We start from the raw sequence: 19,932 nt of genomic DNA, 5'->3' as shown, positions 1-19,932 counted from the left end.
GTTGAGCGTCAGGCGCGTATGATGGCCGCTATTGACTCATCTGCGGATCATCTCCATGCCCAACCTCGCTTCTGCCCAGCCCAACCGGGGCTGGTCGTTCTGGTGCAAACCTGCGCTGTTTCTGCTGGTGGCCTGCATCGGCCTCTACTATGTGAAATGGTCGCCCTACTACCTCAAGGCTTTTGTAGCGGCCGATAACCACAGCATCGGCGCGTCGATTCTCAATGACCAGCAAGGCTCGCCCCTCGCGGCGGCGCTGGCCTATGCCCAGGTGTATTTCCTGGCGATCTGGAAGGCCGCCGTACTGGCGGTATTCCTCGGTTCGCTGCTGCAGGTGTTGATCCCTCGCGACTGGCTGTTGCGCCTGTTTGGCCGCGCGGGCCTGGGCTCGACCCTGCGTGGCGGGCTGTTCGCCTTGCCGGGCATGATGTGCAGCTGCTGCGCGGCGCCTGTCGCAGCGGGTATGCGGCGCCAGAAAGTATCGGTCGGTGCGGCGCTGGCGTTCTGGATCGCCAACCCGGTCTTGAATCCGGCCACCTTGGTGTTCATGGGGTTTGTGCTGGGCTGGGGCTTTACCGCGCTGCGGCTGGTGGCGGGGATTGTGCTGGTGGTGGGTGTGTCGTTGGTGGCGCAGCGCATTGCACGTCCGGAGCAAGTGCCCGAAGCGGCGCTGCAGGCTGTGGCCGAAGTCAGCACCGTTGAGTCCGAAGCTTTCCTGGCGCGCTGGTTACGGACCTTGTGGCAGCTGTTCTGGAGCACCATCCCGGTGTATATCCTCGCGGTGCTGATCCTTGGCGCGGCGCGGGTCTGGCTGTTCCCCCATGTGGACGGGGCGATGGCCGACAGCCTGGTGTGGCTGGTACCGCTGGCGATTGTCGGCACGTTGTTCGTGATTCCTACGGCGGCGGAGATTCCCATCGTACAAACCATGATGACCCTGGGCATGGGCACCGGCCCGGCCGTCGCCTTGCTGATGACCCTGCCGAGCGTGAGCCTGCCGTCGTTGCTGATGCTGCGTAAGGATTTCGATGCGCGAGTACTGGTGACGGTGGCCGGGCTGACCATGCTGATGGGAGTGGTGTGCGGGTTGATCGGGGCGGTGATTCTTTAGCTTTTGCGTGAAGGCTTCAGTGCACCCCCGCGACCTAAGTGTGGGAGGGGGCTTGCTCCCGATGGCGGTCTGTCAGTTAAAAAATGGGTGACTGCTACACCGCAATCGGGGGCAAGCCCCCTCCCACATTGGGCCTGCGGCGTTTGGACTGGATCATCCGGCGCTCGAGAGCCAAAACTCCTGTTTCCCGGCATTAACTGAAGAAACCGGCTCAACCTGTTGTGAGCTCAATGGCATCCGAAACTCACCCCACCCGAGCAGCCCGCTCGCGCAAATACTCCACCACCGCGCCCTGCTCCCCGGCAAATTCGATTCGTGCGCCTTTGCTCTCACGCTGAAACGCATACATCGGGTCGTAATACTCACGCAACAGCCCTTCAATCCACACCCGGTGCTCATCCACGGCGCCACTGCGCGCCTGCTCCGCCAGGGCATCCTGCAAAATCGCCTGCAGCCGCTGGAAGCGTTCGCCACCCAGGCGCTTATGGATATTGGCCAGGCTCTGGGTAAGCCGTTCGGCAAACATCGCCTGGCCATTCTCGCCCCATACGTCGATGAACTCGGCGCACAGGTCGACCACGTAATCGCGCAGGATGCGTTCCACGCGGCCTTCAACGCTGTCTTCCAGCCACACCATTGGAAACGCCTGCATACCTTTGTGCAACGGCAGCGGCAGCGCGCAACTGCCGATCATGCGGCTCTCATCCTCGACCACGAACTGCTCGATGCCTGCCGCGCGCTTTTTCAGCAGGTCTACCGCAAGGCGGTTTTCGAAGTCGATAGTGGACGGTTGCGCCGTGGCACGCTTGCCGAAGCTGGAGCCGCGATGGTTGGCGTGGCCTTCCAGGTCCAGGGCGTTGCGGAGTTGGCCGAGCACTTCGGTCTTGCCGGTGCCGGTCATGCCGCCGAGTAAGACGAAATCACATTGGACGGTGGCCTGCTCGAGCGTGTCCAGCAGGAAGGTGCGCATGGCCTTGTAGCCGCCGCCGACGCGGGGGTATTCGATACCCGCCTCGGTTTTCAACCATTGCTGCACGATCTGTGAACGCAGCCCGCCGCGAAAGCAATACAGGTAGCCGTCTGGATTGGCCTGGGCGAACTGGGCCCACTGCGCGATGCGTTCGGCCTTGATCGGCCCCGACACCAACTCATGGCCCAGCACGATTGCAGCTTGCTGGCCTTGCTGCTTGTAGCAGGTGCCTACACGTTGGCGCTCCTGGTCGGTCATCAACGGCAGGTTGACCACCCCGGGAAACGCGCCTTTGATGAATTCGACCGGCGCGCGAGTATCCATCATCGGCCGGTCGTTGAGGAAAATGTCGCGGTAATCGGTGATGTCAGTCGCCATCAAACCACCTCTACCGCGTTGCTCTGTCGCTCAAGCAGTTCGCCGATCGGCTCGAGGGTAAGGCCCAGTTCAGCGGCCACCGCGTGGAACTCGGCGTCGCCTTCGGGCGTGACGGCGATCAGCAGGCCGCCGCTGGTTTGCGGATCGCACAGCACGCGCTTGTGCAGTTCCTGCACACGCCCGAGCTTGCTGGCGTAGCTGTCGAAGTTGCGCAAGGTCCCACCCGGTACGCAACCCTGCTCCAGGTAGTACTCGACGCCCGGCAGACGGGGCACTTTTGCATACTCGATGCGGGCCGTGAGGCCGCTGCCGTCGGCCATCTCTACCAGGTGACCAAGCAGGCCGAAACCGGTGACATCGGTCATCGCCGTCACCCCGGCCAATTTGCCGAAACGGCTACCGGGTTTGTTGAGGGTGCACATCCAGTCGCGGGCCAGGCCGATATCCTCCTCGCGCAACTTGCCTTTCTTTTCGGCGGTCGTGAGGATGCCGATGCCCAAAGGTTTGGTCAGGTACAGCTTGCACCCGGCGGTGGCGGTGTCGTTGCGCTTCATATGGCGCTTGTGCACGATGCCGGTCACGGCCAGGCCGAAGATCGGCTCCGGGGCGTCGATGGAGTGCCCACCGGCCAGCGGGATACCGGCAGCGTCGCAGACCGCGCGGCCGCCACGAATGACTTCGCGGGCAATCTCCGGTGCCAGCACATTCACCGGCCAACCGAGAATGGCAATGGCCATCAACGGGTCGCCGCCCATGGCGTAGATGTCGCTGATGGCATTGGTGGCGGCGATGCGGCCGAAGTCAAAGGGGTCGTCGACGATCGGCATGAAAAAATCGGTGGTGGAGACCACGCCGCGCTCGTCGTCGATGGCGTACACCGCCGCATCGTCACGGGAGGCGTTGCCTACCCACAGGTTGGGGTCGAGGTTCTGTGCGCCACTGCCGGCAAGGATCACTTCCAGCACCTGGGGCGAGATCTTGCAGCCGCAACCCGCACCGTGGCTGTACTGGGTAAGGCGAATCGGCTCGTTCATGGTGGACCTCAAGCTATCAAGTGCGCCGATTCTAGCAGACAGCAAAAGGCCGGCTGGGCTCATATGAACCCAGCCGGCCTTTTGGTGCAGCGCTTACTGGCGAGCAGCGAGCAAACGCTTGTGGCGGTTACGCCGTGCGATATTCAGGCACTCGATAGCCGCCGAGAACGCCATGGCCGCATACACGTAGCCTTTGGGCACATGGGCGCCGAAGCCTTCGGCGATCAGCGTCATGCCGATCATGATCAAAAAGCCCAGGGCCAGCATCACTACGGTCGGGTTGTCGTTGATGAACTTGGCCAACGGTTCTGCCGCCACCAGCATCACGATCACCGAGGTCACCACGGCGATGATCATGATCGGCAAGTGTTCGGTCATGCCGACTGCCGTGATGATGCTGTCGATGGAGAACACCAGGTCGAGCAGCAGGATCTGTCCGATGGCGGCCGCAAAGCCGATGGCAACCGTATTGCCAACGCTGGCTTTGTCTTCGGGCTCCGGGTCCATGCTGTGATGGATCTCGGTGGTCGCCTTCCACACCAGGAACAAGCCACCGGCAATCAGGATCATGTCCTTCCACGAGAACGCCTGGCCGAACACTTCGAATACCGGCGTCGTCAATTGCACGATAAACGCGATGGTGCTCAACAGGCCCAGGCGCAACACCAACGCCATGCTGATGCCAATGCGTCGCGCCTTGGCCCGGTGCTGCTCGGGTAATTTGTTGGTGAGGATCGAGATGAAGATCAGGTTATCGATGCCCAGCACGATTTCCATGACGATCAAGGTCGCCAGTGCGATCCAGGCGGTGGGGCTGGCGGCCAGTTGTAAAAGATAATCCATAGGTCAGTCCTGACGTTGTGCTGGGAAATTAGGTTTCTTGGGTATCGGATTCTGCATCTTTTTCTGGCTGATCATCCTTTTTCTGCGGATTGATCAGGCCCTGGGTCGCTTCACTCAATGCCTGCTCGGCGGCTTTCTGGGTGTCATCGATTGCTTGCTTGGCCGTTTCGGTGGCTTTGCCCAGTACCTGCTGCGCGCTTTTCTCGACTTGATCACACCCGCCGATCATCACCAATGAAAGCGCAAGCAGTGCAGCCGCGCCCAGGGAATTGAGTTTCATGATGTATTCCTCGTTAGAACGCTTGGGTCCAAATAGTAGCCCCGCGATAGCGACGCATTCTATGCAGGCAAACAGTTCAGGAAAATTCGTATTTTTCTCGCGTATACTTCGATTTTTACGAAGTGTAGAAAGCAATGCTCAATTATCGACAGTTGCATTACTTCTGGGTGGTGGCAAAGACCGGCAGCATCGTGCGCGCCTGCGAGCAACTGAACCTCACGCCCCAGACCATCAGCGGGCAGATCAGCCTGTTGGAACACACTTTTGGTATCGCACTGTTTCAGCGCGTCGGCCGCCAGCTGGAGCTGACCGAAGCCGGACGCCAGGCGCTGCCCTATGCCGAGCAAATGTTCCAGACCGGCAATGAATTGGAGGCGATGCTGCGCGCACAACCCAACGAGCAGCAGATTGTATTTCGCGTCGGCGTGGCGGACGTGGTGCCCAAATCCATCGTGTACCGGCTGATTGCCCCCACCATGGAGCTGAGCGAACCGATCCGCATCACCTGCCGTGAAGACAAACTCGAACGGTTATTGGCCGACCTGGCCATCCAGCGCCTGGACCTGGTGATCTCCGACAGCCCGATGCCCACGCACCTGGACATCAAGGGCTACAGCCAGAAGCTGGGGGAATGTGGCATCAGTTTTTTCGCCACCCAGGCATTGGCTGATCAACATAGCGGCGATTTCCCAGGGTGTTTGCACGGCGCGCCGTTGTTGATCCCCGGCGCGGAGACCGTGGTGCGCAGCCGTTTGCAACGCTGGTTTGCCGATCAGCAGATTCAACCCAGGATCATCGGCGAGTTCGACGACAGCGCGTTGATGCAGGCCTTCGGGCAATCGGGCAGCGGCATCTTTATCGCTCCCAGCGTGATCGCCGATGAAGTGGTGCGCCAATACGGCGTGGCGCTGATCGGCCAGACCGACGCGGTGACCGAGTCGTTTTATGCCATCTCGGTGGAGCGCAAGGTCAAGCACCCTGGCATCGTGGCGATTACCGAGGGCGCCCGACGCGAGCTGTTTACCACCCTGCCCTGATGACACGCCCGCGCCGATGAATCCAAATCCGACAGTGCGGGTGACGGAATGACGCAGCGAACGGGACTCGTCCTACAGCATGTTAGACTTCGCGCCTGCTGCCTACAGTACTTTCTCCTTGCAATGCTGTGCCCTACTAAAAAAATCAGAGACAACTGTTTATGACTGCTGCCCCTTCCCTGCTGCAACGTTTAACGCGCGCCAGCCTGGTCACCCAAATTATCATCGGCCTGATCGCCGGGATTCTGCTGGCCCTGTTGTTGCCTGAGGCCGCCAAGGCCACCGGGTTTATCGGCAAAGTGTTCGTCACGGCGCTGAAGGCCGTCGCGCCGATCCTGGTGTTCGTGCTGGTGATGGCGTCTATCGCCAATCATAAACACGGCCAGGAAACCCATATCCGGCCGATCCTGTTCCTGTATCTGCTGGGTACCTTTGCCGCTGCCGTGGTTGCGGTGGTTGCCAGCATGCTGTTTCCGTCGTCCCTGGTCCTGGCCACCCATGACGCCACCGTGAGCGCTCCCGGCGGTATCGGCGAGGTGCTGCAAAGCCTGCTGCTGAGCGTGGTCGATAACCCGGTCAGCGCACTGATGAATGCCAATTTCATCGGCATCCTGGCCTGGGCCATCGGCATGGGCATTGCCATTCGCCATGCCGGCGAAACCACCCGCACGGTGCTCGATGACCTGTCCAACGGTGTGACGCTGATCGTGCGCGTGGTGATCCGTTTTGCCCCGCTGGGGATCTTCGGCCTGGTCGCCTCGACCCTGGCCACCTCCGGCTTCGGCGCCCTGCTCGGCTATGCCCACCTGCTGGTGGTGCTGATCGGCTGCATGCTGTTCGTGGCGCTGGTGGTCAACCCGGCCATCGTATTCTGGAAACTGCGCCGTAACCCGTATCCGCTGGTGCTGCTGTGCCTGCGCGAAAGCGGTATTACCGCGTTCTTCACCCGCAGTTCGGCGGCGAATATTCCGGTGAACCTGGCGCTGAGCAAACGCCTGGGCCTGCATGAAGACACCTACTCGGTATCGATCCCGCTTGGGGCCACGATCAATATGGCCGGTGCCGCGATCACCATTACGGTGCTGACCCTGGCGGCCGTGCATACGCTGGGCATTGCCGTAGACCTGCCCACCGCCGTGCTGCTCAGTGTGGTCGCGGCCATTTGCGCCTGCGGGGCTTCGGGCGTGGCCGGTGGTTCGCTGCTGTTGATTCCGCTGGCGTGCAGCCTGTTCGGCATTCCGAGCGAGATCGCCATGCAGGTGGTGGCAGTAGGTTTCATCATCGGCGTGCTGCAGGATTCGGCGGAAACCGCGCTCAACTCGTCCACCGATGTGCTGTTCACTGCGGCGGCGTGCCTGGACAAGGATGAACGGTTGGCTTGAACGCCAGCTGTAAAAAAGCCCGGGCCGTTCATTGAAGAACGCACCCGGGCTTTTTAGTGGGTGCTTAGAAAGCGCCCATGTAATCACGCTTGCCCACTTCAACGCCGTTGTGGCGCAGCAAGGCGTAAGCGGTAGTGACGTGGAAGAAGAACTGCGGCAGGCCGTAGGTCAGCAGGTAGGACTGGCCGCTGAAGCGCTTCTCTTTCGGGGTGCCTGGGCGGGTGACGATTTCGATGCCTTCCTTGCCGTCGATCTGCTCGGGCTTGATGGTATCGACGAAGGCCAGCACCTTGGCGATCAGCGCTTGCAGGTCGGCGAAGGTGACTTCGCTGTCTTCGTACTTCGGCACTTCGATCTCGGCCAGGCGCGCGGAAACGCCCTTGGCGAAGTCGACGGCGATCTGCACCTGGCGCACCAGCGCGAACATATCCGGGAACAGGCGCGCTTGCAGCAGAGCGTTCGGCTCGATGTTCTTGGCGGTGGCGTGGGCTTCGGCTTTGTTCAGCACATCGCTGAGGGCGTTGAGCATTTGCTTGAAGACTGGGATAGAAGCGGCATACAGGGAAATAGTCATGTCAGTCTCGTGGTAATGGCAGGGTTGGAACCAGCGACGATTATAGCCATGCCTGCCGCTTGTCTTTTATTTTTTCCGGCTTAGGCTAGTGGATTCACTGCATAGGGAAAGCGCGATGACCGCCGAGCACGATACCGACACGCCTGAGCCGCGCCTGAATAGCACGGAAATCCGCATCCTGGGCTGCCTGATCGAAAAACAGGCGACCAACCCGGAAACCTACCCCCTTACCCTCAACGCCCTGGTGCTGGCGTGCAACCAGAAGACCAGCCGGGAACCGGTGACCAATCTCAGCCAGGGCCAGGTCGGCCAGAGCTTGCGCGTGCTGGAAGGCCAGGGTTATACCCGGCTGGTCATGGGCAGCCGCGCCGACCGCTGGGAACACCGCGTGGACAAGGCGCTGGAACTGGTGCCCGCGCAAATGATCCTGATCGGGCTGCTGTTCCTGCGCGGCCCGCAGACGGTCAATGAGTTGCTGACGCGCAGCGGGCGCATGCATGATTTTGAGGATGCCGAGCAGGTGGTGCACCAACTCGAACGCCTGATTGCACGGGGCCTGGCGCTATTGGTGCCGCGCCAGGCGGGGCAGCGCGAGGACCGGTATACCCATGCGCTGGGGGACCCGACGGATATCGAAACGATTATTGCCGCGCGCGGTAACCCGGTGGAGCGCGGCGGCGGGGGCGTCTCCGTCGAGCGTATCGAGGAGCTGGAAGCGCGAATTGCGGCGCTGGAAGAACGCCTGGCGCAGTTGGAACAGGCCTGACGAGGGTCCCACCGGAGAGCGGGGTTGCCCGCTCTGCCGGTTGGCGCTGCGCAGCGTATCAGCTTCGGGCGAACGCCACGGCCGCCTGAAATTGCTCCGGTGTAGGACGCACGCCGGTATACAACACAAACTGCTCCAACGCCTGGATCGCAATCACTTCAAGGCCGGTAATCACCCGCTTGCCCTGGGCACGCCCGCGCACGATCAACGGGGTTTCAGCGGGGATCGCCACGACATCGAACACCGTCTCGGCTTGATCAACGGCATCGGCTTCAAACGCCAACTGATCCGCCTCTGCCCCGCCGGTCATGCCAATCGGTGTCACGTTAACCAGCATGCGTGGGCGCAACCCGCCCAGTTCAGCCTGCCACTCATACCCCAGGTTACGTGCGAGCGCCCTGCCCGCCACCTCATTGCGCGCCACGATCACGCCATTGGCGTAACCGCCGTCACGCAAGGCGCTGGCCACGGCCTTGGCCATGCCGCCGCTGCCGCGCAGGGCGAAGCTTGAGTCCTTCGGTACCTGGTGTTTTTTCAGCAGTTGCTCGACGGCAATGTAGTCGGTGTTGTACGCCTTGAGACGGCCGCCGGTGTTGACGATGGTGTTCAGGGAATCGATGGCTTGAACCGAATCGTCCAGTTCGTCCACTAAAGCGATGGCAGCCTCCTTGAACGGCATCGACACGCCGCAACCCCGGATGCCCAGCGCCCGTATGCCACCGATCGCGCCGGGCAGATCCTGGCTGCTGAAGGCTTTATAGTAAAAATTCAGGCCCAGCTGCTCATACAGATGGTTATGGAAGCGCAGGCCGAAATTCCCGGGACGCGCCGACAGTGACATGCACAGTTGGGTGTCCTTGTTGGGGTGCATCTGCATGGGTAGCTCCTTGAAGTAAGCAAATCGGTACAGACCTTACACAACCTTTACCTACCAGCTGTGCTGTTTTTCAGAAATACGTTGTCTTAAAAGTATCCCCGCGACAATCCTTGAGTCTATTGATTGCAGACCACAAGCGCAGGGGCTAACCGAGGAATGACCATGATGCGTAAAGTCCCCAGGATCGCCTTGCTTATTGGCGCACTCGCGATGGCAGGCCAAGCCTCCGCCCACGGTGGTGGTTGGGGCGGCCCGGCCGTATTGGGTGCTCTTGTCGGTGCAGCCGTTGTCGGCTCCGTGGTTGCCAGCCAGCCGCGTGAGGTCTATGTGCAGCAACCGGTGTACGTCCAGCCGCAGCCGGTGTATGCCGCTCCGCCGCCGGTCTACTACGCACCGCCACCACCGGTGTACGTGCAGCAACAGGTTTATTACCGTCCGGCGCCGGTCTATTACGGCCCGCCACGGGGTTATGGCTACTATGGCCCGCCCCACGGCTACTACCGCCACGGCTGGTAACACATGGCTGTACATGCAACAGGCCTCGCCCACACGCGGGGCCTTTTTTTGCCTGAAACGTCTGGATTTATCTTGCCAAGGTCGTTGTGAGGACAACGCTCGGGCGGCAATCCCACATGATCCGGTTGGGATCTCCTCTTGCTCGACTGGTACGAACGCTGTCATGTTTGTGTCACGAGCCCGTTTCACTATCGACCTTGTCCACCCAATAACAATTACGGACGATTGACCATGCCTACACAAAATCCGCATCGCACCGCTGGCCTCTGCACATCCAGCAAGGTTTATAGTGCCCTGACCGAACTCAAGCACCTGGAAGGCCACCGCAGCGCGAAGTTCCTGGCATTACTGGCAGAGAACCTGGTGCGCAAGGGCCTGCTCAGTGAACAGGAAGTTGTGCACATGCTCGACCAGGTGGTGGACTGACGCCTGGCGTTGATGTTGACTATCGAGCCAGGTGATTTTTCCCGGGCGCGATCGCACCGTAAGGTGACCTCCATAACGTTTGGAGGTACTTATGCCCACTGTTCAGATCATGTCCGTCATCGGCAGCGCCGTTCCCGCCCCTCTTCGCAAGCTGGGCTTGCTCGCCTGCTGGTACGTAGTACGCGATGGCGAGCCTATCAGCGGCCCGCTCACTTCGTTATCCGACGCCCAACTGCAACTGGCTGCCAACTACAGGCTTGAAGCCTAGGGCAACGGCAATTTGACGCGCGGCTTGGTTTCCACGAACAACGCCCAGCAGGAAATGAACAGCGCCGCGACCAGCGGCCCGATCACGAAGCCGTTCAGGCCGAACACCGACAGGCCGCCCAGCGTCGAGATCAGGATCAGGTAGTCCGGCATCTTGGTGTCCTTGCCCACCAGAATCGGGCGCAGTACGTTGTCCACCAGGCCGATCACGAACACGCCGAACAGCGCCAGCACCACGCCCTGCCAGATCGACCCGCTCAACAGGAAGTAGGCGGCCACCGGCCCCCATACAATCCCGGCGCCCACCGCAGGCAGCAGGGATAGAAACGCCATCAATACCGCCCAGAGCAACGCGCTGGGAATATCCAGGAACCAGAAAATAAAGCCCCCCAGCGCACCTTGAGTGACGGCCACCAGCACGTTGCCCTTGACCGTGGCTCGCACCACCCGGTTGAACTTGAGTTGCAGGCGGCGCTTTTGCGGCTCGGCCAATGGCACCGCCGTGCGCACCTTGCGTACCAGTTCCGGGCCGTCGCGCAGCAGGAAGAACAGCAGGTAGAGCATGATGAAAAAGCTCACCAGGAAATCGAACGTACCCTGGCCGAAGCTGAACGCCTGTGTGGCGAAGAACTGGCTGCCCTGCATCGCACCTTTCACCACCTTTTCCCGCAGCCCTTCCAGGTTGCCCATGCCGAAGCGGTCCAGCAGGTGCTGGAAATACGGCGGCAGGAAATGCTTGAACTGCTCGATATAACCGGCCACATCCAACTGGCCGCTTTCGACGTTCTTGTAAAGGGTGGCGCCCTCTTGCACCAGCAAGGCGCTGGTAATGATCACCGGCAAAATCGCGATCACCAGGCACACCGTCAAGGTGGTCAGGGAGGTCAGGTTGCGGTTCCAGCCAAAGCGCTGCTGCAGGCGGCGCTGCATGGGCGCGAAGATGATGCCGAGGATCACCGCCCAGAACACCGCGCCGTAGAACGGCAGCAATATCCAGATGAAGGCGACGGTCACCAGGGCCAGCAGTAACAGCAGGGTCTTGAATTGCAGGTTGGTTTGATTCATGTCCGATCCATGTCAAAAAAGCACAGGGCCGGTGTCGGCCCTGTTGCTTAGTCCGCAGCGAAACCTGGGAGTGCCCTGGTTGATCGAACAAGCATAGATCGGCTTATCTAGACGTGGGTCAATGCACCACGCCAAGGCCTGCACTACCCTCGCGCCTTTTGCGGCTCACACCTCCATGCTCCCACTGATCGCCCCCGAACTGCTCGCGCCCGCCGGCACGTTGAAGAACATGCGTTACGCCTTTGCCTATGGCGCCGATGCGGTGTACGCCGGCCAGCCGCGCTACAGCCTGCGCGTGCGCAACAATGAATTTGACCACGCCAACCTGGCCCTCGGGATCCAGGAAGCCCATGCACAGGGCAAGCGTTTCTACGTGGTGGTGAACATCGCGCCGCACAATGCCAAGCTGAAAACCTTTCTCAAGGATCTGGCCCCGGTGGTCGCCATGGGCCCGGACGCGCTGATCATGTCTGACCCAGGGCTGATCATGCTGGTGCGCCAGCATTTTGCGCAGATGCCGGTTCACTTGTCGGTTCAAGCCAATACCGTCAACTGGGCCAGTGTGGCGTTCTGGCAACAACAAGGCATCTGCCGGGTGATCCTGTCACGAGAGTTGTCCCTGGAAGAGATCGGCGAGATTCGCCAACACGTGCCGGCCATGGAGCTGGAGGTGTTCGTCCATGGCGCCCTGTGCATGGCCTATTCCGGGCGTTGCCTGCTATCGGGATACATGAACAAGCGCGACGCTAACCAGGGCACCTGCACCAATGCATGTCGATGGAAATACCAGGCCACCCCGGCGGTGGAAAACGCCACGGGTGACATCGTCCAGGCATTCGAACCGACGCTGGGCATCGGCACGCCGACCGACCAGGTATTCCTGTTGCAGGAAGCCAATCGCCCCACTGAGCAGATGCCGGCGTTCGAAGACGAACACGGCACCTACATCATGAACGCCAAGGATCTGCGCGCCGTGCAGCACGTGGAGCGCCTGACCCGCATGGGCGTGCATTCACTGAAGATCGAAGGCCGTACCAAATCGCACTTCTATTGCGCGCGCACCACCCAGGTGTATCGCCGCGCAATTGATGATGCGATGGCCGGTCGCGCCTTTGACCGCCGCTTGATGACCGACCTCGAATCCCTGGCCCAGCGCGGTTACACCGAAGGTTTCCTGCGCCGCCATGTGCACGACGAATACCAGAACTACCAGAACGGCAGCTCCGTCTCCGAGCGCCAGCAGTTTGTGGGTGAGTTGACCGGCGAACGCCGGGGCGAGCTGGCCGAGGTCAAGGTGAAGAACCGCTTTGACGTGGGCAATCAGCTGGAACTGATGACGCCGGCCGGCAACTTTCACTTTGCCCTGGCCACCTTGCATAACGCCAAGGGCGACGCCATCGAGATAGCGCCGGGGGATGGGCACACGATATATGTGCCCCTGCCGGCCGAGCTGGACCTGGCGTTTGGTTTGCTGATGCGCGACGTGTAGGTCAGATCCTGAACTGGCCCACCAACTGCCCGAGGCGCTGGCCCAAGTCCGCCAGGCTGCGGGAAGTCTGGGCGCCGAGCTGGGTTTCATCGGCCACGCTGTCCACCGCCACGGCAATCTGGTGCACGCTGCGGTTGATCTCTTCCGCCACGGCGGTTTGTTCCTCGGCGGCGCTGGCGATCTGTGCGTTCATCGAGTTGATGGTGCCGATCAACTGGGCCATGGTGTCGAGCGACGCGCCGGCCTGATTGGCCTGGGCCGATGTGCCGTCCCCGGCATCGCTGGAGCGGCGCATGGCATCCACGGCGGCTTCGGTGCCTTTTTGCAGGCGGTCGATCATGCCCTGGATTTCCTGAGTGCTGGTCTGGGTGCGGCTGGCCAGGGCGCGCACTTCATCGGCGACCACCGCAAACCCACGTCCGGCCTCCCCTGCCCGCGCAGCTTCAATTGCCGCGTTGAGCGCCAGCAGGTTGGTTTGTTCGGCAATCGAGCGAATTACGCCCAGCACACTGACAATCGACGACACGTCCTGTTGCAGGCTGTCGAGGGACACACCGCTGCTGCGGATATCGTTCACCAGCGCGTGAATCTGCGCGATGCTGCCGTCTACCACACGCTTGGCGGCCTGGCCCTCGGCATCGGTCTGCTGCGCGGCGACGGCGGCCCCCTGGGCACTGCGCGCCACTTCATGGGCGGCGGACGACATCTGGTTGATCGCGGTGGCGACCTGATCGGTTTCGTGACGCTGGCGTTCCATGGCGGTTTCCGAGCGCTGGGCTTGCTCGGACACCTGGCTCACCAGGCCGGTGAGTTGCGCGGTCATTTCGGTGATCTGGCGGACCAGGCCGTGGATCTTGTCGACAAACCGATTGAACGCGCCGGCCAGGTCGCCGAGTTCATCCTGGCTGGTAATGGCCAGGCGGCGTGTCAAGTCACCTTCACCGGCGGCGATATCGTCCAGGTTGGCCTTCATCAGGCTCAGTGGGCGCAGGATCGTGTTGGCCACCAGCAGGCCGACGGCGGCAATCACCAGCAATACCACGACCGCCAGACCGAGAATGCTCAACAGTACGCCTTCCATGCGTTTCTCTACCTTGGCCTCGACCACCGCAACCTGAGCATCGATGCCATCCAGGTTGACCGAGGTACCGATGACCATGTCCCACTTGGGCAGGTATTCGGTATAGCCGAGCTTGGGCACCAGCTCGGTCTGGCCGGGCTGGGTCGAGCTGTATTGCAGGTAGTGGGTACCGTCCTTGCCGACTTTGACCAGGTCGCGGTTGACGTAGACGCCGTTGGGGTCGCGGTTGTCCTTGAAACTCTTGCCCACGCCGTCCGGGCTGTTGCCCTTGAACAGGCGAATGGTCTCGGAATCGTAGCCGAAGAAATAACCGTCCTTGCCGTAGCTGGTGTTGGACAGCAACTTGACCACCTGCGCCCGCGCTGCCGTATCACCGGGGGCGGCCGCGTCGTAGAACGGCTTGATGGTGGTCAGGGCCACCTCGACATAACTGTGCAGCGTGGCCTTGGCGTCATTGAGCAGACGTTGGCGGGTTTCATCCACTTCGTTGCGCGCCTGGCCCTGAAGTATCCACACGGTGGTCAGGCTGATCACCAGGGCGAACAGCAACACCGGCACTATGGCAAGGGTCAGGACTTTGGCCTTGAGGCTCAGACGCATGGCTTTTCTCTCTTATTAGGGGCGGCTTGAGAGGTTAGCGGCCAAACGTCAATTTTCTAGAGCACTCTCTTGTGGCGAGGGAGCTTGCTCCCGCTCGGGTGCGCAGCGCCCGCCAGCTTTTGGGGCCGCTTCGCAGCCCAGCGGGAGCAAGCTCCCTCGCCACGATGGACGCCTCAGAGCGTCATCGCCGCCAGCCAGCCAAACGCCAGCAGCGGCAGGTTGTAGTGCAGGAAGGTCGGCACCACGGTGTCCCAGATATGATGGTGCTGGCCGTCGATATTCAGGCCGGAGGTCGGCCCGAGGGTGGAGTCCGACGCCGGTGAACCGGCGTCGCCCAAGGCCCCGGCGGTGCCGACGATACACACGATCGCCAGCGGGCTGAAACCCAGCTGCACGCACAACGGCACAAAAATCGCGGCCAGGATCGGCACTGTGGAAAACGACGAACCGATGCCCATGGTCACCAACAGCCCCACCAGCAGCATCAACAGCGCCCCTACCCCACGGCTATGGCCGATGAACGCCGCCGAGGCCTCCACCAGCGAGCGCACATCACCGGTGGCCTTGAGCACTTCGGCAAAGCCCGACGAGGCGATCATGATGAAGCCGATCATCGCCATCATCTTCATGCCTTCGGTGAACAGGTCATCGGTGTCGCGCCAACGCACGATGCCCGACACCGAGAAAATCAGGAACCCGGCCAGCGCACCGATGATCATCGAGTCCAGCCACAGCTGAATGATGAACGCCGAGGCAATCGCCAGGCCGGCGACCAGCAGGGTCAACGGGTTGTACTGCACCGCCACCTGCTCGACACGCTCGATTTTCTCCAGGTCGTACACGCGCTTTTTGCGGTAGCTGATAAACACCGCCACCAGCAGCCCGACCACCATGCCCAGCGCGGGCAGGCTCATGGCGTGGGTCACGTTGACCTGGCTGATGTCCACGCCGCTCTTGGCGACGTTGGCCAGCAGGATCTGGTTGAGGAAGATATTGCCGAAGCCCACCGGCAGGAACATGTAGGGCGTGATCAAGCCGAACGTCATGACGCAAGCGATCAGGCGGCGATCCAGTTGCAGCTTGGTCAAAACATATAACAGCGGCGGCACCAGCAGCGGGATGAACGCGATGTGGATCGGCAGGATGTTCTGCGAAGCAATCGCCACCCCCCACAACAGGCCGATCAACAGCCATTTGACGTGATTGCCGCCGCTGGCTTCCTGGCGATCGACCAGCAACAGCGCTTTGTCCGCCAGGGCATGGGCCAGGCCGGATTTGGCAATCGCCACCGCGAAAGCGCCAAGTAAGGCGTAGGACAACGCCACCGTCGCACCGCCGCCCAAACCGCTGTTAAACGCTTTGAGCGTGGCGTCGATGCCCAAGCCACCGGTCAAGCCGCCCACCAGGGCGCCCACGATGATGGCGATGACCACATGCACGCGGGACAGGCTGAGCACCAGCATGGTGCCGACCGCGGCGATAACAGCGTTAATCATGGTTACCTCAAGACAGAAACATAAAAGACAGGCATGCCCGCGCCTCAGCGGCCATTGAAGGTGCTGCCGGCGTACGGACTCAAAGAGGTCTTATTAGAGGCCGCGCACTTTGCAGCAGCCGGGCGGCCATGTCAAAAAGCGACGCCGTTTTGAGGGTTAAATTGAATGGTGCCCTGGCCAGCAGCACACAAACTGGCGAATCAGCAGCAGGGGCTGATGGGCCAGTTCAGGGTGTAACGACTCTGATCCTGGCGCAGATCCAATGTGGGAGGGGCGGTGCGACGATTCGACTTGCCTCCGATGGCGGTGGGTCAGTCATTGATGTGCTGACGACACTCCCTCATCGGGGCATAGGTATCTACACAACTTTGGCACGGCCCTGAACCTGTGGCGGCTCAGGAGCCGAAACCTCTCTAGCTGACGCCCCGCGTTCCAAATGTGGGAGGGGCGGTGCGACGATTCGACTTGCTCCCGATGGCGGCCTGACAGCCGACCAGGATGTTGGATCAGAGCGAGTACATATCCGTTGCTGCGGTAACGGCTGCTATGGGTTCCGCCCTTACGGCGTCTCACTTTTGAAAAGCGCAAAAGTAAGCAAAACGCTCTTGCCCCACCACTCGGCACCTCGCCTAGGCTCGGTGTGCCCGTAATCCGATAGTGATTTAGGGGGCCGCCGCCACGCGCCATCCATGGCGCGGGGCGGCTAAACCGGCATCCCTGCCGGTTTACCCCCCAAATCACTGTCGAATTCCGGCCAGCGTGGTTTAACGGGGCGCCTAGATCAAAAGCAAGATCACAAGCAAGAGCGGCTCGCTTCGCATCGTGGTTACTTAGACTGCTACAAAGTTGTGTAGATACCCATGCTCATCGGGGGCAAGCCCTAATGCCAGTCAGTTAAGAAGTAGCAGGAGCGAGAACTAACTTGTGGCGAGGGAGCTTGCTCCCGCTGGGGCGCGAAGCGGCCCCAAACAATGGGACTGCTGCGCAGTCCAGCGGGAGCAAGCTCCCTCGCCACAGGTTCGGTGTCGCCTTAACTGACTGGCATTAGGGCAAGCCCCCTCCCACATTTTTAAATCGGCATTACCGCCGGGGCAATTCGATCAACGCCTTGAGTCCGCCCAACTCACTTTCCTGCAACTGCAACGTCCCGCCCCACACCTCGACGATGTCGCGCACGATGCCCAGTCCCAGACCGTGGCCGTCGACCTGCTCGTCCAGGCGTGCGCCACGGCTGAACACTTGGTCACGCTGGGTCTCGGGAATGCCGGGGCCATCGTCTTCGACGGCCAGCAGGTAGCTGTGCGGCGTCTCACTCACGCTCAGTCGTACTTCGGCATCCGCCCATTTGCAGGCGTTATCCAGCAGGTTGCCGAGCAACTCGAGCAAGTCTTCACGGTCCCAGGGCAGTTGCAGGCCGGGGGCGACGTGATAGCGCAGGTCCAGGTGTTCGCCGTGGATCATGTTCAGGGTGGCCAACAGCCCCGGCAGTTCTTTTTCACAGTCGAACAACGCCCCCGGCAGGGTTTCGCCAGCCAGGCGCGCGCGATTGAGCTCGCGGTTGAGGCGCTGCTGCACCTGCTCAAGCTGGTCGCGCAACAACTTGCTCAACTGCGGCTGATCCCTGAGTGCCTCGCTCGACGCCGCACTCAACATCACCGCCAATGGGGTCTTCAGCGCGTGCCCCAGGTTGCCCAGGGCATTGCGCGAGCGCTTGAGGCTGTCTTCGGTGTGTGCCAGCAAATGGTTGATCTGCGCCACCAGCGGCTCCAGCTCCAGCGGCACCTGGGTGTCCAGTTGCGAACGCTGGCCCTGTTGCAACTGAGCAATCTGATTGCGCGCAGTTTCCAACGGGCGCAAGGCGCGGCGCACGGTGATTCGTTGCAATACCAGCACCACCAGCAATGCCGCCAGCCCCAGTACCAGGCCGATCTGGCGCATCAGGCGAAAGCTTTCCCGTACCGGCGTGTAGTCCTGCGCCACGCTGATGGAGATCGGCAGGCCGAAGCGTTTGTAGTCGGAGCGCAATACCAGCAGTTTCTGGCCTTCAGGCCCCAGTTGCAGGTTGCCCTTGAGCCCGGCCTCGGGGAGCGTCGGCAGTTCCTGGTCCCACAAGGAGCGGGAGCGCCAGTGAGTGTCGGCAAAATCGATGCGGAAGTAATGCCCCGAGAAGGGGCGTTGATAGGCGGGCGACAGGCGATGCTCGTCCAACTGTACGCCGTTGGGCCCACGCACCAGCGCCACCAGCAGGTTTTCGCTGTCGTTGCGCAGGCCGGCCTCCAGATAACGCTGCAAACCGGCTTCGAACAGCCACAGGCTGGTTTGCGCCAGCACCACGCCGACGATCACCAGCACGCTGATCAACCCCAGGCTCAAGCGCCGCTGGATCGATTTCATGCAGGGCTGGCGCCAAACCGGTAGCCCTGGCCGCGCCGGGTTTCGATCACGCTGCGCCCCAGCTTGCGGCGCAGATGATTGACGTGGACTTCCAGCACGTTGGAGTCGCGCTCGGTCTCGCCGTCATAAAGATGCTCTGCCAGATGGCTTTTCGACAGGATCTGTTCGGGGTGCAGCATGAAATAACGCAACAGGCGGAACTCGGCGGCCGTGAGCTGGATCTCGTCACCGTCGCGCAGCACGCACTGGCGGCCTTCGTCCAGGTGCAGGCCGGCGGCTTGCAGGGTCGGTTGGTTGGCATGCCCGTGAGACCTTCGTAACAGCGCCTGAATGCGCAGGTGCAGTTCTTCGGGGTGAAACGGCTTGCTCAGGTAATCATCGGCGCCGGCCTTGAGCCCTTCGATACGTTCTGCCCAGGAATCCCGTGCCGTCAGCACCAGCACCGGCGTGGCCAGGGCTGCCGCGCGCCATTGCGCCAGCACCTCCAGCCCCGGCAAACCCGGCAGGCCAAGGTCGAGGATAATCAGGTCATAGGGTTCGCTGCGGCCCTGGTACGCCGCGTCGCGCCCGTCGGCCAGCCAGTCGACCGCATAGCCTTGGCGCTGCAGGCCGGCCAGCAGCTCATCGGCCAGCGGGACGTTGTCTTCCACCAGGAGAAGGCGCATCAGTCTTCCTTATCTTTGATCAATGTACCGTTGGTTGCGTCGAGCTTGATTTCGCGCACCACGCCTTCGGTGGTCACCAGTTCCACTTCATAGGCATATTCGCCGTGCTTTTTCTCCAGCTCCGCCTCCAGCAGCCGCGCTCCAGGGTAGCGTGACATGGCCGTATGCAACAGGTCCTCCAGCGGCAGGATCACCCCCTGCTGGCGCAGCGCCAAGGCTTCATCCTGATTGAGATCGCGAGCAGCCAGGCTTGAGCAAAAGGCCAGGAGCGCCAGCAGCACCAGACTACCGGCGCGTCGATATAGCGTCATTACGTGTCCTGATGATTCTTGAGAACGTGCCCGGTGAGCGCATCCAATTCAACGTCCCACTCAAGGCCATGGGCATCTTCCAGTTCGACCTGGTAGACGTACTTGCCATACTCCTCGTCCAGGTCAGTGCCCAGCAAGGTGGAACCCGGATGCAAGGCCAGGGCCGTGGCTTCAAGCTGATCGAAGGCGACAATGGTAACAGTGCCAGGCAATTTCAGCGGTTTGTCGGGGTCCATTGCCCAGCCCTGCGTGATCGAGGATGCAATGATACCGGCGGCGACCAGCGCTGTAAGGCGCTTCATGATGAGTCTCCGTTTCAGGATGTTTTTCCTACACCTGATCACGGTACGCGCGGCAACTTAACTGAAAC

The 19,932-nt window shown here is 61.4% G+C and carries 21 protein-coding genes and 2 pseudogenes; 9 read left to right on the top strand and 14 right to left on the bottom strand.

Annotated elements, in window-relative coordinates:
• Positions 1-55 precede the first annotated feature (55 nt).
• Complete coding sequence (locus C4J86_RS10100; RefSeq protein WP_124370274.1) at positions 56-1,111, top strand: permease; 1,056 nt, start codon at positions 56-58, stop codon at positions 1,109-1,111.
• Between the two features lie 244 nt (positions 1,112-1,355).
• On the opposite strand, the gene mnmH is transcribed toward C4J86_RS10100, so the two are convergent.
• From mnmH to C4J86_RS10080, 4 genes are all read right to left on the bottom strand, one after another.
• Positions 1,356-2,459, bottom strand: a complete 1,104-nt coding sequence (gene mnmH / locus C4J86_RS10095; RefSeq protein WP_124370273.1) for a tRNA 2-selenouridine(34) synthase MnmH — start codon at positions 2,457-2,459, stop codon at positions 1,356-1,358.
• On the bottom strand, positions 2,459-3,493 hold the full coding sequence (gene selD / locus C4J86_RS10090) for a selenide, water dikinase SelD (protein ID WP_124370272.1): 1,035 nt from the start codon (positions 3,491-3,493) through the stop codon (positions 2,459-2,461). The genes mnmH and selD overlap by 1 nt, the downstream gene beginning before the upstream one ends.
• 93 nt (positions 3,494-3,586) lie before the next feature.
• Entirely contained in the window at positions 3,587-4,336 is a 750-nt protein-coding gene (locus tag C4J86_RS10085) for a TerC family protein (RefSeq protein ID WP_124362117.1), read from the bottom strand.
• 28 nt (positions 4,337-4,364) lie between these two features.
• Positions 4,365-4,616 carry a hypothetical protein gene (locus tag C4J86_RS10080; RefSeq protein WP_124362116.1) on the bottom strand — a complete coding sequence of 84 codons (252 nt, stop codon included), beginning with the start codon at positions 4,614-4,616 and terminating at the stop codon, positions 4,365-4,367.
• A gap of 134 nt (positions 4,617-4,750) precedes the next feature.
• On the opposite strand from C4J86_RS10080, the gene nhaR reads away from it, so the two are divergent.
• Together nhaR and sstT are read left to right on the top strand one after the other, a co-directional pair.
• Positions 4,751-5,653, top strand: a complete 903-nt coding sequence (gene nhaR / locus C4J86_RS10075; protein ID WP_124362115.1) for a transcriptional activator NhaR — start codon at positions 4,751-4,753, stop codon at positions 5,651-5,653.
• A gap of 161 nt (positions 5,654-5,814) precedes the next feature.
• Positions 5,815-7,035, top strand: a complete 1,221-nt coding sequence (sstT, locus tag C4J86_RS10070) for a serine/threonine transporter SstT (RefSeq protein WP_124370271.1) — start codon at positions 5,815-5,817, stop codon at positions 7,033-7,035.
• Positions 7,036-7,099: 64 nt separating this feature from the next.
• Here the strand turns inward: sstT and C4J86_RS10065 are convergent, their stop codons facing one another.
• Positions 7,100-7,609, bottom strand: a complete 510-nt coding sequence (locus tag C4J86_RS10065; protein WP_124362113.1) for a DUF1993 family protein — start codon at positions 7,607-7,609, stop codon at positions 7,100-7,102.
• Between the two features lie 115 nt (positions 7,610-7,724).
• Here C4J86_RS10065 and C4J86_RS10060 point away from each other — a divergent pair, with 115 nt between their 5' ends.
• On the top strand, positions 7,725-8,375 hold the full coding sequence (locus tag C4J86_RS10060) for a YceH family protein (protein WP_124370270.1): 651 nt from the start codon (positions 7,725-7,727) through the stop codon (positions 8,373-8,375).
• Positions 8,376-8,433: 58 nt separating this feature from the next.
• On the opposite strand, the gene C4J86_RS10055 is transcribed toward C4J86_RS10060, so the two are convergent.
• A complete protein-coding gene (locus tag C4J86_RS10055) occupies positions 8,434-9,252 on the bottom strand; it encodes a shikimate 5-dehydrogenase (protein ID WP_124370269.1) in 819 nt (272 codons plus the stop codon).
• A gap of 156 nt (positions 9,253-9,408) precedes the next feature.
• On the opposite strand from C4J86_RS10055, the gene C4J86_RS10050 reads away from it, so the two are divergent.
• The 3 genes from C4J86_RS10050 to C4J86_RS26830 all read left to right on the top strand — a co-directional run bounded on the left by C4J86_RS10050 (position 9,409) and on the right by C4J86_RS26830 (position 10,462).
• Complete coding sequence (locus C4J86_RS10050) at positions 9,409-9,768, top strand: hypothetical protein (protein ID WP_124362110.1); 360 nt, start codon at positions 9,409-9,411, stop codon at positions 9,766-9,768.
• Between the two features lie 231 nt (positions 9,769-9,999).
• Positions 10,000-10,194 (top strand): hypothetical protein, encoded by a 195-nt coding sequence (locus tag C4J86_RS10045; RefSeq protein WP_033899765.1) that lies wholly within the window; start codon positions 10,000-10,002, stop codon positions 10,192-10,194.
• 91 nt (positions 10,195-10,285) lie between these two features.
• Positions 10,286-10,462 carry a hypothetical protein gene (locus tag C4J86_RS26830; RefSeq protein ID WP_164484521.1) on the top strand — a complete coding sequence of 59 codons (177 nt, stop codon included), beginning with the start codon at positions 10,286-10,288 and terminating at the stop codon, positions 10,460-10,462.
• Here the strand turns inward: C4J86_RS26830 and C4J86_RS10040 are convergent.
• Positions 10,459-11,526 carry an AI-2E family transporter gene (locus C4J86_RS10040; RefSeq protein WP_124362109.1) on the bottom strand — a complete coding sequence of 356 codons (1,068 nt, stop codon included), beginning with the start codon at positions 11,524-11,526 and terminating at the stop codon, positions 10,459-10,461. The two genes, C4J86_RS26830 and C4J86_RS10040, sit on opposite strands and share 4 nt — an antisense overlap.
• A 175-nt stretch (positions 11,527-11,701) precedes the next feature.
• Between C4J86_RS10040 and yegQ the strand changes: the two genes are divergently transcribed.
• A complete protein-coding gene (gene yegQ, locus C4J86_RS10035; RefSeq protein WP_124370268.1) occupies positions 11,702-13,015 on the top strand; it encodes a tRNA 5-hydroxyuridine modification protein YegQ in 1,314 nt (437 codons plus the stop codon).
• A 1-nt stretch (position 13,016) separates the two neighbouring features.
• Here the strand turns inward: yegQ and C4J86_RS27355 are convergent, their stop codons facing one another.
• From C4J86_RS27355 to C4J86_RS10025, 3 genes and pseudogenes are all read right to left on the bottom strand, one after another.
• Positions 13,017-13,772, bottom strand: coding sequence for a methyl-accepting chemotaxis protein (locus C4J86_RS27355; protein ID WP_370004746.1), 756 nt, complete (start codon positions 13,770-13,772; stop codon positions 13,017-13,019).
• Positions 13,773-13,874: 102 nt separating this feature from the next.
• Positions 13,875-14,696: pseudogene (locus C4J86_RS27350) on the bottom strand (cache domain-containing protein); the annotation flags it as partial.
• A gap of 173 nt (positions 14,697-14,869) precedes the next feature.
• Positions 14,870-16,189, bottom strand: coding sequence for a Na+/H+ antiporter family protein (locus C4J86_RS10025; RefSeq protein ID WP_164487793.1), 1,320 nt, complete (start codon positions 16,187-16,189; stop codon positions 14,870-14,872).
• A 925-nt stretch (positions 16,190-17,114) separates the two neighbouring features.
• Here C4J86_RS10025 and C4J86_RS27345 point away from each other — a divergent pair.
• Positions 17,115-17,210, top strand: a pseudogene (locus tag C4J86_RS27345) (N-acetyltransferase); the annotation flags it as partial.
• A 62-nt stretch (positions 17,211-17,272) separates the two neighbouring features.
• On the opposite strand, the gene C4J86_RS10020 reads toward C4J86_RS27345, so the two are convergent.
• Genes C4J86_RS10020 through C4J86_RS10005 form a run of 4 tightly spaced genes read right to left on the bottom strand, consistent with a single transcriptional unit; the run spans position 17,273 to position 19,864 of the window.
• On the bottom strand, positions 17,273-18,586 hold the full coding sequence (locus C4J86_RS10020; protein WP_124370265.1) for a sensor histidine kinase: 1,314 nt from the start codon (positions 18,584-18,586) through the stop codon (positions 17,273-17,275).
• Entirely contained in the window at positions 18,583-19,251 is a 669-nt protein-coding gene (locus C4J86_RS10015) for a response regulator transcription factor (RefSeq protein WP_124370264.1), read from the bottom strand. The genes C4J86_RS10020 and C4J86_RS10015 overlap by 4 nt, the downstream gene beginning before the upstream one ends.
• On the bottom strand, positions 19,251-19,562 hold the full coding sequence (locus tag C4J86_RS10010) for a PepSY domain-containing protein (RefSeq protein ID WP_124362103.1): 312 nt from the start codon (positions 19,560-19,562) through the stop codon (positions 19,251-19,253). Before C4J86_RS10010 ends, C4J86_RS10015 begins: the two co-directional genes overlap by 1 nt.
• Positions 19,562-19,864, bottom strand: coding sequence for a PepSY domain-containing protein (locus tag C4J86_RS10005; protein WP_124362102.1), 303 nt, complete (start codon positions 19,862-19,864; stop codon positions 19,562-19,564). The genes C4J86_RS10010 and C4J86_RS10005 overlap by 1 nt, the downstream gene beginning before the upstream one ends.
• Positions 19,865-19,932 lie beyond the last annotated feature (68 nt).

It is taken from the genome of Pseudomonas sp. R2-7-07 (assembly GCF_003852355.1).
Classification (GTDB): Bacteria; Pseudomonadota; Gammaproteobacteria; order Pseudomonadales; family Pseudomonadaceae; genus Aquipseudomonas.
Note: the sequence above shows the minus strand (reverse complement) of the source record. Positions and strands in the feature narration are given on the sequence as shown.

Coding starts and splice junctions, on each gene's coding strand:
- sstT (WP_124370271.1), top strand. CDS start 5,815: ATGACTGCTGCCCCTTCCCTGCTGCAACGTTTAACGCGCGCCAGCCTG.
- C4J86_RS10085 (WP_124362117.1), bottom strand. CDS start 4,336: ATGGATTATCTTTTACAACTGGCCGCCAGCCCCACCGCCTGGATCGCA.
- C4J86_RS10010 (WP_124362103.1), bottom strand. CDS start 19,562: ATGACGCTATATCGACGCGCCGGTAGTCTGGTGCTGCTGGCGCTCCTG.
- C4J86_RS26830 (WP_164484521.1), top strand. CDS start 10,286: ATGCCCACTGTTCAGATCATGTCCGTCATCGGCAGCGCCGTTCCCGCC.
- nhaR (WP_124362115.1), top strand. CDS start 4,751: ATGCTCAATTATCGACAGTTGCATTACTTCTGGGTGGTGGCAAAGACC.
- C4J86_RS10005 (WP_124362102.1), bottom strand. CDS start 19,864: ATGAAGCGCCTTACAGCGCTGGTCGCCGCCGGTATCATTGCATCCTCG.
- C4J86_RS10080 (WP_124362116.1), bottom strand. CDS start 4,616: ATGAAACTCAATTCCCTGGGCGCGGCTGCACTGCTTGCGCTTTCATTG.
- C4J86_RS10020 (WP_124370265.1), bottom strand. CDS start 18,586: ATGAAATCGATCCAGCGGCGCTTGAGCCTGGGGTTGATCAGCGTGCTG.
- C4J86_RS10040 (WP_124362109.1), bottom strand. CDS start 11,526: ATGAATCAAACCAACCTGCAATTCAAGACCCTGCTGTTACTGCTGGCC.
- C4J86_RS10060 (WP_124370270.1), top strand. CDS start 7,725: ATGACCGCCGAGCACGATACCGACACGCCTGAGCCGCGCCTGAATAGC.
- C4J86_RS10050 (WP_124362110.1), top strand. CDS start 9,409: ATGACCATGATGCGTAAAGTCCCCAGGATCGCCTTGCTTATTGGCGCA.
- C4J86_RS10055 (WP_124370269.1), bottom strand. CDS start 9,252: ATGCAGATGCACCCCAACAAGGACACCCAACTGTGCATGTCACTGTCG.
- C4J86_RS10015 (WP_124370264.1), bottom strand. CDS start 19,251: ATGCGCCTTCTCCTGGTGGAAGACAACGTCCCGCTGGCCGATGAGCTG.
- C4J86_RS10100 (WP_124370274.1), top strand. CDS start 56: ATGCCCAACCTCGCTTCTGCCCAGCCCAACCGGGGCTGGTCGTTCTGG.
- C4J86_RS27355 (WP_370004746.1), bottom strand. CDS start 13,772: ATGGAACGCCAGCGTCACGAAACCGATCAGGTCGCCACCGCGATCAAC.
- C4J86_RS10045 (WP_033899765.1), top strand. CDS start 10,000: ATGCCTACACAAAATCCGCATCGCACCGCTGGCCTCTGCACATCCAGC.
- yegQ (WP_124370268.1), top strand. CDS start 11,702: ATGCTCCCACTGATCGCCCCCGAACTGCTCGCGCCCGCCGGCACGTTG.
- C4J86_RS10065 (WP_124362113.1), bottom strand. CDS start 7,609: ATGACTATTTCCCTGTATGCCGCTTCTATCCCAGTCTTCAAGCAAATG.
- selD (WP_124370272.1), bottom strand. CDS start 3,493: ATGAACGAGCCGATTCGCCTTACCCAGTACAGCCACGGTGCGGGTTGC.
- mnmH (WP_124370273.1), bottom strand. CDS start 2,459: ATGGCGACTGACATCACCGATTACCGCGACATTTTCCTCAACGACCGG.